The 13,038-nt window shown below is 43.6% G+C and carries 12 protein-coding genes; 9 read left to right on the top strand and 3 right to left on the bottom strand.

Annotated elements, in window-relative coordinates; translation table 11 throughout:
* Positions 1 to 145: 145 nt before the first annotated feature.
* The 4 genes from KFE17_06165 (at position 146) to KFE17_06150 (ending at position 5,447) form a co-directional block, all read left to right on the top strand.
* Positions 146 to 2,032, top strand: coding sequence for a hypothetical protein (locus KFE17_06165; GenBank protein ID QUO33311.1), 1,887 nt, complete (start codon positions 146 to 148; stop codon positions 2,030 to 2,032).
* 327 nt (positions 2,033 to 2,359) lie between these two features.
* On the top strand, positions 2,360 to 3,658 hold the full coding sequence (locus KFE17_06160) for an extracellular solute-binding protein (protein QUO33310.1): 1,299 nt from the start codon (positions 2,360 to 2,362) through the stop codon (positions 3,656 to 3,658).
* 23 nt (positions 3,659 to 3,681) lie between these two features.
* Entirely contained in the window at positions 3,682 to 4,608 is a 927-nt protein-coding gene (locus KFE17_06155) for a sugar ABC transporter permease (protein QUO33309.1), read from the top strand.
* Positions 4,609 to 4,628: 20 nt separating this feature from the next.
* On the top strand, positions 4,629 to 5,447 hold the full coding sequence (locus KFE17_06150) for a carbohydrate ABC transporter permease (GenBank protein ID QUO33308.1): 819 nt from the start codon (positions 4,629 to 4,631) through the stop codon (positions 5,445 to 5,447).
* Positions 5,448 to 5,592: 145 nt separating this feature from the next.
* Here KFE17_06150 and KFE17_06145 read toward each other — a convergent pair whose 3' ends face one another.
* Genes KFE17_06145 through KFE17_06135 form a run of 3 tightly spaced genes read right to left on the bottom strand, consistent with a single transcriptional unit; the run spans position 5,593 to position 8,682 of the window.
* Positions 5,593 to 6,420, bottom strand: a complete 828-nt coding sequence (locus KFE17_06145) for a carbohydrate ABC transporter permease (GenBank protein QUO33307.1) — start codon at positions 6,418 to 6,420, stop codon at positions 5,593 to 5,595.
* A gap of 18 nt (positions 6,421 to 6,438) precedes the next feature.
* Complete coding sequence (locus KFE17_06140) at positions 6,439 to 7,368, bottom strand: sugar ABC transporter permease (protein QUO33306.1); 930 nt, start codon at positions 7,366 to 7,368, stop codon at positions 6,439 to 6,441.
* Between the two features lie 30 nt (positions 7,369 to 7,398).
* Positions 7,399 to 8,682 (bottom strand): extracellular solute-binding protein, encoded by a 1,284-nt coding sequence (locus tag KFE17_06135; GenBank protein QUO33305.1) that lies wholly within the window; start codon positions 8,680 to 8,682, stop codon positions 7,399 to 7,401.
* A gap of 649 nt (positions 8,683 to 9,331) precedes the next feature.
* Between KFE17_06135 and KFE17_06130 the strand changes: the two genes are divergently transcribed.
* The 5 genes from KFE17_06130 (at position 9,332) to KFE17_06110 (ending at position 13,036) form a co-directional block, all read left to right on the top strand.
* Complete coding sequence (locus KFE17_06130; GenBank protein ID QUO33304.1) at positions 9,332 to 9,853, top strand: addiction module toxin RelE; 522 nt, start codon at positions 9,332 to 9,334, stop codon at positions 9,851 to 9,853.
* Positions 9,854 to 9,882: 29 nt separating this feature from the next.
* Positions 9,883 to 10,764, top strand: coding sequence for a helix-turn-helix domain-containing protein (locus tag KFE17_06125; protein ID QUO33303.1), 882 nt, complete (start codon positions 9,883 to 9,885; stop codon positions 10,762 to 10,764).
* A 77-nt stretch (positions 10,765 to 10,841) separates the two neighbouring features.
* On the top strand, positions 10,842 to 11,822 hold the full coding sequence (locus tag KFE17_06120) for a toprim domain-containing protein (protein ID QUO33302.1): 981 nt from the start codon (positions 10,842 to 10,844) through the stop codon (positions 11,820 to 11,822).
* Between the two features lie 14 nt (positions 11,823 to 11,836).
* The gene (locus tag KFE17_06115) at positions 11,837 to 12,118 is read left to right on the top strand and encodes an XRE family transcriptional regulator (protein QUO33301.1); all 282 of its coding nucleotides are present in this window, start codon (positions 11,837 to 11,839) and stop codon (positions 12,116 to 12,118) included.
* A gap of 15 nt (positions 12,119 to 12,133) precedes the next feature.
* Entirely contained in the window at positions 12,134 to 13,036 is a 903-nt protein-coding gene (locus tag KFE17_06110; protein QUO33644.1) for a hypothetical protein, read from the top strand.
* The last annotated feature ends 2 nt before the right edge of the window (positions 13,037 to 13,038 follow it).

The following is a 13,038-nucleotide window of genomic DNA, read 5'->3' as shown; positions in this document are numbered from 1 at the left end:
GAATCATTTTAGCAGAAAATAGACAATTGGACAAGAAGGATAGATGATATGGCAAGCAAAACTGTATCAAAAAAGCTATAATGTATATAAATAAGGCAGAATTTTGCTGAAAGTTAGCTAATTTGCCGGAAATGGAGGAAGGAAAATGAAAACAGTGATTAGCAATGGCATCACACTTGGACTGGATGAGCAGACGCTTCATGTATCGATCAAAAAAGCAGATACATGTTGGGACTGGTGCAGCGATTATGAACCACATATTGAAACTGCACAGGGAACCGTATATTTCAAAGATGCAGCAGTTATCTCTCATAAAGAGTGGAAGACTGGAATTGGAGAAGGATTTATCAGCCATTACGAAGGATTTGAGGCAGAAGGAAAGAAAGTAGATTTTGCTTTCGAGACGATCGTATGGGTGGAAGCTGTGACAGGTCATGTGTATTTTGAATTTGTGCCGCTTTGCGAAGATGGATTTGACGTAAAGGCAATCTACTGGCCGGGAAAAATGGCATTTGAAGAAAAGAAAGACAGCTGGTATACACTTCTTAACTGGGAGCAGGGAATTCTGATCCCGAATACATGGGAAGTAGAGACAATGAATACATCTTTTGATGGTTTCCTCGGAACAGCAGGAGCTTATATGCCGTGGTTCGGACAGGTCAAAGACCGCGAAGGGTATCTGGCAGTTGCAGTGACACCGTGGAATGCAGGATATGATGTAGAACATCCGGCAGAAGGTCCGTATACACATATGAACATCCGCTGGGAGCCAAGCCTTGGAAAAATTGACTATCGCCGCGTTATGAGATATACATTCCTGAGCGACTGCGATTATAATGATATTTGTAAAGCATACAGAGCATACGTGAAAGAAAAAGGCTTATTCCGCTCATTGGAAGAAAAAGCAGCGAAAACTCCTTCCGTTAATGATCTGATCGGATGTTCTTTTGTACATACAGGAATTAAGACAAAGGTTCAGCCAAACTCTGACTTCTTTGATCCGGAAGCTCCTGATAAAAATGACAACCTGACACCATTCAAAGCCCGCACAGAAGAAATAAAACGCTACCATGAACTTGGCGTGGAAAAAATGTATCTTCATCTGGACGGATGGGCAGAACCGGGATACGACAACAATCATCCGGATTATTCACCGGCTTGTAAAGAAGCAGGCGGATGGGAAGATATGAAAGAACTGGCTGATACAATGCATGAATGCGGTTATATGTTCGGTATCCATGATCAGTACAGAGATTATTACAAATCAGCAGAAAGCTTTGATGAGAACTTTGCATGCCGTCTCACAGACGGAACAATTCCGGAGCATCAGAGATGGGCAGGCGGTCCGCAGTCATACTTATGTGCAACACAGGCTCCATTTTATGTAAAGAGAAACTTCAAGGCAATCGAAGATGCCGGAATCAAACTGGACGGCGCATATCTTGATGTATTTACCTGTAATGAAGGAGACGAATGTAATCATCCGTGGCATAAGATGACAAGAAGAGATTGCTATGATTACAGAAATGCATGCTTCGAATTTTTATTATCTAAGGGAATCCTGCCAAGTTCTGAAGAAGTAAATGACTGGGCAATTCCAAGCCTTGTATTCTGCCATTATGCACCGTATGATTTCATGCTGGCACATCCGGGTTCTCCAAGACATGGTATTGCGGTTCCGTTATTTAACCTTGTATATCATGACTGTCTGATTGAGCCGTGGATGATGGAGAAATTAAGTGAAACAGAAGACTATATGCTGTATGCACTGTTAAACGGCGGAGCACCATATTTAAAGAGAGATGGAGCATATCCGAACTTTGACGGTTCTTTCGATGACTATATCAGATTCAGTGTAGAGGAAGATATTGAGCGCTGTAAAGTCGTAGCAGGCTTACACGAAAAAGTAGCAAAATGCGAGATGGTACGTCATGAAATGGTAGACGGAAATCCACAGGTGCAGAGAACAACATTCAGCAATGGAACAACAGTTACTGTTAATTTCGACACACTGGAATATGAAATCATTTAGTATGTTAGCGTATTGAATTAGTCATTTTGTATGTGAAAACTGAAAAAACCTTATTTTGTTAGTGGTTTTATATAAGTTTAAAGACAATATGACAATAGAAGTGGATAATACAACAAGCAAAATGAATTTATTGGTTGTATAATACTGCTTAACAGAGAGAAAACAAGTTAAAATTGTGAAAAAGATACAATTCAGACTCAATGGTAGAAAATTCCCTGCCGTTTTGTCTGCACGATTTAACGAACTTCTCACAATGTATGTGATACCGATGCTGAATTGGTATTATATATAGCAACTCAAATACATAGTAAAAAGGAGAGATGTATTATGAAGAAAAATCTTACAAAACTCATGGCACTCGGACTTGTAGTTGTTATGGGAGCAACAGCAGCTGTTGGATGTGGAAGCAAAGATGGTGACGGCGGTTCTAAGACAAAAGACGGCAAGACAAAATTAACAATGGCTCTTTGGGATGAAACACAGCAGAAGGTTATGCAGAAAATGATCGACAAATACGAGGAAGAAAATCCAAATGTAACAGTCGAGACACAGTTATCTACATGGTCTGAATACTGGACAAAATTAGAGGCTTCTGCTACAGGTAATGACGCTTGCGATATCATGTGGATGAATATTCTTCATGTAGAAGAATATGTTGAAGCCGGAATCCTGAAAGATCTTTCTAAAGTAGGAGAAAATCTTGATATGGAAACAAACTTCCCGGCAGCTCTTGCAGACGGTTACACAATCGACGGAAAACTTTATGCGATTCCGAAAGATTTTGATACAAATGGTTTATTCTACAACAAAGAATTATTCGACAAAGCAGGACTTGCTTACCCGACAGATGATTGGACAATGGAAGATTTCTGGGCAGCTTGTGAAGCTTTAGACGCTGCTGATCTTGGCGAAGGCGTTTATCCTACAGCAGTAAACTACAACTCAGGACAGACAAACTTCAATCCAACTATTATCGCTAATGGTGGATATGTCTACAATGATGATTATACAGCTACAGGATATTCTGATCCTAAGACAGTAGAAGGTATCACAATCTGGTCTGATCTTGTAAAAGAAGGATATTCTCCAACTCTTCAGCAGATGACAGATACAACACCGGACGCAATGTTCGAAGCTGGTAAAATTGCTATGTACATGTCTGGTAACTACATGATTGCAGAATATGAGCAGAATGAAAATATTGCCGGAAAATATGATATTGTTTCCAGACCTTCTTTCAACGGTAAGAAAACAGATATCATCAACGGTCTTGGATACGCTGTATACGAAGGTACAAAGAACGAAGAAGAAGCTCTTAAATTCGTAGAATGGCTTGGTGGAAAAGAAGCTATGGATATTCAGGGATCTGCCGGAAGTGTTATCTCTGCAAGAAATGAATCTCAGGAATTATATCTTGAAACAAGACCAGAGTTAAATCTTCAGGTATTCTTAGCAAATCTTGAAGAAACACATGTGTTACCACATTGCAAAGCTACTTCTGAAATCGGAACAGTAACAAGTGAATACATGCAGAAAGTATGGTCAGGTGAAATGACTATGGAAGACGCAGGTAAGAAGATTGACGAAGAGACAAAGCCTATTCTTGAAAAAATGAACAGCAAATAATTTCAGATAAAGCAGGTGTTTCTATGAGTAAAGAAAAAGAAAAAAAGGTCGTAGTTAAGCACAAAGCAAGTAAACGCGAGAAAAAAGACTGGTTTGCTGCTTATGTATTTATTGCACCGGTTACAATTGGTTTAGCAATTTTCTACATATGGCCATTTTTCCAGAACTTCTGGTTTAGTTTTAATGATGTAAACAAATTTAATATGGCAACTTTTGTCGGACTTGAGAACTACAAAAATCTGGCAAAAGAGCCTGAACTCGGCCGCGCATTATGGAATACAGTTAAGTATGCGTTAATTACAACGCCAATCGGATTATTCCTTTCTGTAGCAATAGCAGCGCTTTTGAACTCAGATATCAAAGGAAAATCTTTCTACCGTACAATTTATTTCCTTCCTTCTGTAACAATGGCAGTAGCTGTATCATTGGTGTGGAAATGGATTTTTAATGGTGATTACGGAATTTTAAATGAAGTATTATCTATCTTTGGAATCCAGGGCAGAAGTTGGCTTTCAGATCCAAGTACGGCGCTTTATTGTGTTATGATTGTTGCAATCTGGGGCAGTGTTGGTTATAACGTAATCATTTTGCTGGCAGGTATGCAGGGAATTTCAAAGAGCTACTATGAAGCTGCTTCTATTGATGGAGCAGGTCCTATTCAGAAGTTCTTTAAAATTACATTCCCACTTGTAACACCAAGTATTTTCTTCTTGTTAGTAACAGGATTAATTGGTGCATTCCAGGTATTTGACAGCATTTATATGATGATTGGACCTGACAATCCGGCATATAAACCTTCTTACACAATGAACGTTCTCTTTTATCAGAATGCGTTTAGTTATGGCTACAAAGGATATGCCGCTGCGATCTCCATCTTTATGTTTGTCATCATTATGGCAATTACAGCAGTCCAGATGTGGGGTCAGAAAAAGTGGGTTAATTACGATTAAAATAAGGAGGAACAGAACGAATGAAATCAAGAAAAAACTGGTTAATTCATTTAATCTTAATTCTTGGTATCGGTATTACAGTATTCCCATTTCTTTGGATGGTACTTTCTTCCTTCAAGACAATCGGTGAATCCATGCAGATACCACCAACAATCTTCCCGGCACATTTCCAGTTAGATGCATACACGAAGATTTTTGAAACACTGGACTTTGGTACAGTATATACTAACACAATTATTACAACAATTATTACGACAGCTGTTCAAGTAGCATTCTGTACAATGGCAGGATATGCATTTGGACGCCTGGAATTTCCAGGAAAGAATGTCATTTTCGTAGTAATTCTTTCTATTTTGATGGTGCCTGGACAGATTTTCCTCGTACCACAGTATTTAATCATCCAGAAACTTGGATTGATCAACACGATACCTGCGTTGTTCTTACCAAACTTATTCAGTGCATTCGGTACCTTCCTGCTAAGACAGTTCTTTATGTCTCTGCCGAAGGAACTTGAAGAAGCTGCGCTGTTAGATGGATGTAATCGTTTCCAGATTTTTGGAAAAATCATGTTGCCACTTGTAAAGGCTGGTATCGTATCACTTGTCATCTTCACTGCAAAATTTGCATGGAATGACTTCATGTGGCCATTGATTGTTAATACGGATCCAAGCAAAATGACATTGGCACCAGCATTATCACTTTTAAAGGGGCAATACGCTACAAACTTCCCAGGTCAGATGGCCGGTGCAGTTATGGCAGTTATCCCAATGGTTGTACTGTTCTTTATTTTCCAGAAACAGTTCATCGAGGGCGTTGCTCAATCCGGTATTAAAGGATAATTTTATAACAAAAGCTGCTTTAATAAGTGCAAAAAAACCGCTATTCTATGAGATAACAAACTCATAGAACAGCGGTTTATTTTTTTGTTACTAATGATTTTGATACTGCAAATGTATAAGTTTACAGCGTTCTTTAAAACACTTACTAACCTTTGATACCTGACTGTGCCACACCTTCAATAAACTGCTTCTGGAAGATGAAGAACAAGATGATGATTGGAAGTACGGCCATTACCGCTCCTGCCATCTGCATTGGATATCTTGTTCCGTACTGTCCCTGCAATGTAGAAAGAGCAGGAGCCAGAGTCATTTTTGTCGGTGATGTATTTACGATCATCGGCCACATGAAGTCATTCCATGCAAACTTCGCTGTGAAGATTACAAGAGAAACAATTCCTGGTTTTACTAACGGAAGCATAATCTTTCCGAAAATCTGGAAACGATTACATCCATCCAGAATTGCGGCTTCTTCTAACTCTTTTGGAAGTGACATGAAGAACTGTCTCATTAAGAAAGTACCAAATGCACTGAATAAGTTTGGAATAAATACCGCCGGAATTGTGTCAAGCAATCCCATTTTCATAATGATTAAGTACTGTGGAATCAGGAAAATCTGTCCAGGTACCATCAATACTGATAATACAATCAGGAAAATTGTGTTTTTGAACGGGAAGTCAATACGTCCGAATCCATATGCTGCCATTGTACAGAATGCAACCTGTACAACCACCGTTACTACTGCTGAAATAATTGTGTTGATGTATACCTGAGCAAACGGAATGGATGTGAAAATTGTCTTGTATGCGTCCAATTGAAAATGTTTCGGGAAAATCGTTGGTGGAATTGCCATTGATTCTCCAAGTGTTTTAAATGATGTAAATACCATCCAGAGGAACGGAGTGATTGTGATCGTAACGCCGGCCAACAAGATAATATGTACAATCAGATGTCTGATATTTTTTGACTTTTGCATAATCAAATCCTCCTTCCTTTAGTCGTAATTAACCCATTTCTTCTGTCCCCACATCTGAATAGCGGTTACAATCATGATTAACAGGAATACAAAGATGGAAATTGCAGCAGCATATCCTTTCTGTCCGTATTCGAAACCATTTCGATAGAACATAGCGATCAATGTCTGTGTGCTTTCAAATGCCATACTTGTTTTTCCTACCATCATGTAGATTGTATCGAATACCTGGAATCCACTGATGATAGAAGTAATCATAACGAAGAAAATTGTTGGTGATAACATTGGTACTGTTACATGGAAAAACTGAGCTTTCGGGCCAGCTCCGTCGATGGCAGCCGCTTCATAAAGTGATTTGGAAATTCCCTGCATTCCTGCAAGAAGAATGATCATATTATAGCCGACGCTGCACCAGATACCTACAAGCATAATGCAGTAGAATGCTGTTTTTGGATCTGACAGCCAGTTCTGTCCTTTTCCGCCAAATACTTTAATTACCGCGTTTAAAATACCATATTCACCATTGTAAATCCATTTCCAGATCAAAGCTACTGCAACAGACATTGTTACAGACGGCAGGAAATAAATCGTACGGTAAATAGATTTTCCGCGAATCTGAGTATTCAGTAATGCTGCCAGCAGGATTGATAAAAACAATCCTACCGGAACAGTAATCAGAACATATTTTAATGTGTTCCAAAGTGTGTGATATAATTCTTTATCTACAATCAGGTTCTTGTAGTTTTCAATACCACAGAATGTAGCCATATTAAATTTATTTACATCGTTAAAACTAAACCAGAAGTTCTGGATAAATGGGAAGATGTAAAATACAAGCAAACCAATTACTACCGGAGCAATAAAGAGATACCCTGCTACCCAGTCTTTCTTTTCACGGTTAGTTGCTTTCTTTTTCGGCACCTGCACCTGTTGTTTTTTCTCTCTTGCCATATAGTCACCTACTTTATAACGCTAACAGAATTATTTGCTGATTAGCGCATCTGCCTCTTCTTTCAGAGTCTTACATACTTCTTCTAATGATTTAGAACCATCATAAGCATGTTTTAACTGCTCTGCTTCTAAGTCATATAATTCAGCAGCTTTTTCACATACCGGAAGTGCAACTGCATCATCAACGTGGTTTGTGTAAGCAGCAATATTTAATTCCGGGAAAGAATCTGCGAAGCAGTGCTGAGCATCGTTTCTTGCCGGGAATACTGTTGCATTCTGTCCCTGGATTTCCATAGCTTCGGAGCTTCCCATCCATACAGCAAATTTCTTAGCTTCTTCTAAGTTTTTAGAGTTTGCGTATACGGAGTAAGAAAGACCGTTGATACAGTTAGGTTCTTTGCCGTTGAAAGCCGGTACTTCGACACAGTCGATTTTTCCGATAATTGCATCGTTCTGAAGATACTCAGCAACCATATAGGAACCAGCAAGGTTCATTGCAAGGTGACCGGACTGGAATCTTGCATCTGCATTAGTGTCGTTGATATCATTGAGGCTTGGAGCATATCCTTTTTCAATCATATCGATCCAGCACTGAATACCTTCCTGTGTTTCCGGAAGATCATAACCTGTTTCTGTTGCGTCTTCATTTAAAATGTATCCGCCATTTGCGTATACTGTCTGATAGTACCATGTCTGGAAGTCAACCGGACAAGCAAATGGATATACACCTTCGCCTAATCCTTTGTCGATCAATTCCTGACAGCATGCTAACAGGTCATCATATGTCCAGTCATCTGTTGGATATGCAACGCCTGCGTTGTCAAAGATCTCTTTGTTGTAGAATAATGCATTTGTATCGAAGTCTTTCGGAATACCGTACATTTTTCCATCGCGAGTATAAGCATCGATCAGAGCTGAAGGGAAATTGCCTTCCAGTTCCAGTCCTCCGTCTTTAATTGCATCGTCAAGTTCTGCAAGAACGCCTGCATCTTTGTAGCTGTCAAGGTGAAGTACGTTCATCCACATTACGTCCGGTGCTGTTCCACCAGCTGCAGCAGCTTCGAATTTTGTCCAGTATTCTTTGTAAGAAGAAGACTGTAATTCAATTTCAACATTTGGATTCTGTTTTTCGTATTCATCGATCATAGCCTGCATGTTAGCCATCTGTGTTTCAGACCACATACCAAATGTTAATTTTGTCTTTCCGTCTTTTGTTTTAGAACCACTGTCTTTGCTTCCACATCCAACTGCTGCTGTTGCTCCCATAACAACTACAAGTCCGAGTGCCATGAGTTTTGTAAGATTTTTCTTCATAATACATTTCTCCTTTTTACTATGTATTTGAGTTGCTATATATAATACCAATTCAGCATCGGTATCACATACATTGTGAGAAGTTCGTTAAATCGTGCAGACAAAACGGCAGGGATTTTTCTACCATTGAGTCTGAATTGTAGAATTGAGAAAAATGTATGAAAAATATTCTGCGGATAGTATGTTGCTGAGAAGTAGTGTGAAAATGCTGGTACTTAAAAAGAACTATTTTGGTTAAGGGCTTCAAGTGACCGGGCAATTTCTAACTGCTTATCCGGATATAGATGTCCATAGATATTAAGTGTTGTTTCAATTTTCTCATGCCCAAGACGTTCCGCAATCAAGAGGGGAGGAAAACCAAGTTCAATGAGAAGGCTTGCATGAGAATGCCGTTACGGTATAATAACGACAAACGGAAAAAGCCTTTATTTTCAAGGGGTTCACGCGTTTGCCGTCATTTATTCAATTCCTTTTCCAAGTTGAAATCTGACGAGAAAAATATCAAAAAAAGGAGGCTGTTTCATTAACGACAAAATTTCATAGTGCCAGCGGCCCGGTGTATTGCCTGGCCGCTGATTGCCGTGGGCGTTTCACTTTAACAGGTGGACGCCCTTTTTTCATACCCATTTTTAAGAGGAAGGAGATTCACATGATATTAAATGCAATGGAAAAACGGCTGCTGTTCCAGGTCGAAGGTGACTGTCTTGCCAAAGTCCTGAACGAGCTTCACATGGTTGCCCGGTATACAAAGAGCCCCGAACAGGGGGATGCGGCAGAAAGCCTGATGGCGAAGCTGCGTCCCCTGACCGATGCCGAAGGCATGGATATGGTGCGGGACATTCAGAAGAATTACCGTCTGCCCTATCCGGCCCGGACGATTGGGGAAAAGATTGCGGAGGCCAGGCAGCAGTCCGGCGCGGAGAAATTAAAGGGGCATGACATCATGGCCCTGGAACGTTTTGACCCGGAGGTAAAGCACATGATCGTCTTTGACGTGCTTTCGGGTGATGCCCCTGTCGGGGATAAGGGCGATAAGATGCGCCTGTTCCTTACGGACGCCGGCTATCAGAAATTCTTAGACAGCCAGGACCGGGGCGAAGTGAAACTGAAAAACCATGCGAAGGTCTCCTGCGGCCATCTGCACTATGACCGCAGGGACCGCGCCTTGTAACGGAATGAGTAAAGAAAGGGGGCTTTGAAATGGCTGTATTCCGTGTAGAAAAAACAAAAGACTTTACCGTTATGAGCAACCACCACCTGCGCAATACGGAGCTGTCCTTAAAGGCAAAGGGGCTTCTTTCGCTCATGCTGTCCCTGCCGGAGGATTGGGATTATACCACCAAGGGGCTTGCCCATATCTGCAAGGACGGCGTGGATTCCATCACTACCGCCCTGAAAGAGCTGGAACGGCACGGGTACCTCACCAGACAGCGCCTCCGCTATGAAAACGGCCAGCTCGGAGACATTGAATATACGATCCACGAAAAGCCGGTAACTGCCGAAAAACCAGGCGTTCCACCTAAACGGGAAAATCCAAGACAGGTAAATCCAGGACAGGCAAAACCTGAACAGGGGGAACCTGGACAGGAAAATCCCGCACAATTAAATACTGATCCATTAAAAACGAAAAAATCAAAAACGGATATATCAAGGACGTATCAATCAATCTATCCGGCAGAACCGGAGGCGGCAGGCTGCCCCGATGGGTTGGATGGGATGGATCGGATAGGATTGGCAGAGGCATACCGTGAAATCATCAAAGAAAATATCGAGTATAACTTCCTGGTCCAGCAGTATGGCAGGGAGCGTATGGATGAAGCGGTTGAGCTTATGCTTGAAGTGATCCTGTCAAAACGCCCCTATATCCGTATCGCAGGGGATGATTTCCCCAGGGAGGTGGTAAAGGGACGTTTCCTGAAAATCAATTCCAGCCACTTAGAGTATGTCTTTGACTGTATCGACAGGAACACCACAAAGGTCGGGAACATCAAGGCTTACCTGCTGGCGGCGCTGTATAATGCCCCGGCGACAATGGACAGCTATTACCGTGCCGAGGTCAACCATGACCTGTACGGCTGTTAGGCGCTTTCGGGCGTCTTTTTTCATTTCATCACAGGAAGGAGGCGGAGCACGATGAAACGAAAATCTGTGCCGGCGCTATGCCCGGCGTAACCAAAGAGCAGATCCAGGAGGCACGGGAGGCGGACCTGTTCGCATACCTGCAGTTCCATGAACCGGGCGTGCTGAAGCGCGACGGGCCAAATTACCGGCATAAGGAACATGACAGCCTGGTCTATGTGACCGGGAAACGGTACTGGTACTGGAACAGCCGCGGGCGGAGCATTAACGCCCTGGATTACCTGATCCAGATCCGGGGCTACGGTCTGGTGGATGCGGTCCATGCGCTGGTGGGCGGGGAAATCCAGCAGGCGCCGGCTTACCGGAGTGCGGAGGCAAAACAGGAAAAGAAAGAACCGGAAAAGAAAACATTTTCCCTCCCCTGGGCCAGGCGGTGCGCCACCGCCGCCGTTTCCTATCTGCAAAAACGTGGGATCAGCAGCGAGGTTATCAGCCGGTGCTTCCGGGCAGGGCTGTTCTATGAGGCCCGGTATCATGGCGAGCCGGTCTGTGTGTTTGTTGGGAAAGACGATACAGGAAAAGCGAAGTTTGCCTGTATGCGCAGTATCACCGGAAGCCTTAGAAAAGATGTGTATGGCAGCGATAAGGAATACAGCTTCTGTTTCCCGCCGGAGAATCCGGGCAGCCGCAATGTGGCGGTCTTTGAGGCTCCCATCGACGCCCTCTCCCACGCCACGCTGCAGGAATTAGAAGGCTGGAAATGGGACGGCTACCGCCTTTCCCTGGGCGGAACTTCCCATGTTGCGCTGACGGCATTTCTAAAACGCCACCCGGAAATCCGGCGCGTCAACCTCTACATGGACAATGATTTAGGAGGACTTAAAAATGCCAGAAGAATCAAAGCCATGCTCCGTGAGGATCCGTGTTTTAAGCATATCCGGGTCGGCATTAACCCGCCCCGGACAGGAAAGGATTACAACGAAAAATTGCAGCGGACCAGACAACAGATGCAGGACCGCCAGCAGCCATGCCGCCCAAAAGAGGCGGCTGTTTCAATTTAAGGAGGATTTCAAACATGATGAACAAAGAAAATACCGCTTTACAGATGATTGCCGAAGCTGCCCGGTGCCCGGACTACGGCCCCGACATGGTTAAGGCGCTGATGGAAAAACTGGACATGAACGAAAAGGGCTTTGCGCTCCTGATGAACGTTTCCCCTTCCACGGTCCGGCTCTGGACCAGCGGCGCGGCGCAGCCATGCGGAACGGCCAAACGGCTCATGCAGATTTATGAGACCGGCCCGGAGATTGTAGGCAAGATTGCCGGCGGGCAGCCCCCGGCAGGCGGGAGGGATTAAATGCCGGAGAACATGATACAGCAGACAGAACTTCCGCAGATCCATTTGATCCGTGATACGGATTTAGGCGTATTCGCCTATGAGCTCCATATCCTTGCCGGTGATTTCCTGCGGGAAAGTGAATTTAATTTACGCACGCTGGCGACAAACACCGGGGTGGATTCTATTGCCATCATGGGGAAACGCCACATGTGGCTCTCCGACGCCGTATTTGCCTACTGTTCCACGGGGGATTTACGCCAGATGGCCCTCACGACAGAATATATCGGGGCAAGGGCCTTTCTGTTCCATGCAGACCGGAAAGAGGACGGCCATTTATACGGCGACGTCCTGATGATGGATCTGGACACGCTGCGGCAGGACATGAAAGAAAATACCCTCTATCCCGGCGGCGTCAGCATGGAACGCAAAGACGGTTCAAGAGTTACCGTCAGCCTGGAAGAATGGAACGCAATGGAACTTTACGAAAAAGACGCCCTGAAAAGCTGGGGATTTGCCTATGAACCGGAACAGGTGGCGGAATGGCAGAACCATTATTCCATCATGTTCAGCCAGTGGAAAGACCAGGCTTTTTCCTATATGCCCCAGGATCTGGAGGAACGGCTGAACATGGGATATATGGAGGATGCCCAGAACCCGGACATGGATAAGTACCGCATACCGCTGGGCACCGCCCGGCAGATGCTTCTTGACGGAGAGGCCCCGGTCTACCGCCTCCTGCCTTCCGGGCCGGAAAAGCTGGCTCCCATTGCGGCGGTCACTACGGGCCTCTGGTATGAAAATTACCGGGAATTTGCCATTGCACCGGAGGACCTGGGCGCTTTGGATAAGCTGGTCCGCAGGGAGACAGACCGGCTCATGGGAAACCGGCCGCAGCTTCACAAAAACGAAGAACGGCGCCCTGCCCCGGAGCGGTAAAG

The sequence above is a fragment of the Faecalicatena sp. Marseille-Q4148 genome, assembly GCA_018228665.1.
GTDB lineage: Bacteria > Bacillota > Clostridia > Lachnospirales > Lachnospiraceae > UBA9414.
Note: the sequence above shows the minus strand (reverse complement) of the source record. Positions and strands in the feature narration are given on the sequence as shown.

What these genes read in the sequence shown, in the direction of transcription:
- KFE17_06165 (QUO33311.1), top strand. Translation starts at nt 146, where the DNA reads ATGAAAACAGTGATTAGCAATGGCATCACACTTGGACTGGATGAGCAG.
- KFE17_06160 (QUO33310.1), top strand. Translation starts at nt 2,360, where the DNA reads ATGAAGAAAAATCTTACAAAACTCATGGCACTCGGACTTGTAGTTGTT.
- KFE17_06155 (QUO33309.1), top strand. Translation starts at nt 3,682, where the DNA reads ATGAGTAAAGAAAAAGAAAAAAAGGTCGTAGTTAAGCACAAAGCAAGT.
- KFE17_06150 (QUO33308.1), top strand. Translation starts at nt 4,629, where the DNA reads ATGAAATCAAGAAAAAACTGGTTAATTCATTTAATCTTAATTCTTGGT.
- KFE17_06145 (QUO33307.1), bottom strand. Translation starts at nt 6,420, where the DNA reads ATGCAAAAGTCAAAAAATATCAGACATCTGATTGTACATATTATCTTG.
- KFE17_06140 (QUO33306.1), bottom strand. Translation starts at nt 7,368, where the DNA reads ATGGCAAGAGAGAAAAAACAACAGGTGCAGGTGCCGAAAAAGAAAGCA.
- KFE17_06135 (QUO33305.1), bottom strand. Translation starts at nt 8,682, where the DNA reads ATGAAGAAAAATCTTACAAAACTCATGGCACTCGGACTTGTAGTTGTT.
- KFE17_06130 (QUO33304.1), top strand. Translation starts at nt 9,332, where the DNA reads ATGATATTAAATGCAATGGAAAAACGGCTGCTGTTCCAGGTCGAAGGT.
- KFE17_06125 (QUO33303.1), top strand. Translation starts at nt 9,883, where the DNA reads ATGGCTGTATTCCGTGTAGAAAAAACAAAAGACTTTACCGTTATGAGC.
- KFE17_06120 (QUO33302.1), top strand. Translation starts at nt 10,842, where the DNA reads ATGCCCGGCGTAACCAAAGAGCAGATCCAGGAGGCACGGGAGGCGGAC.
- KFE17_06115 (QUO33301.1), top strand. Translation starts at nt 11,837, where the DNA reads ATGATGAACAAAGAAAATACCGCTTTACAGATGATTGCCGAAGCTGCC.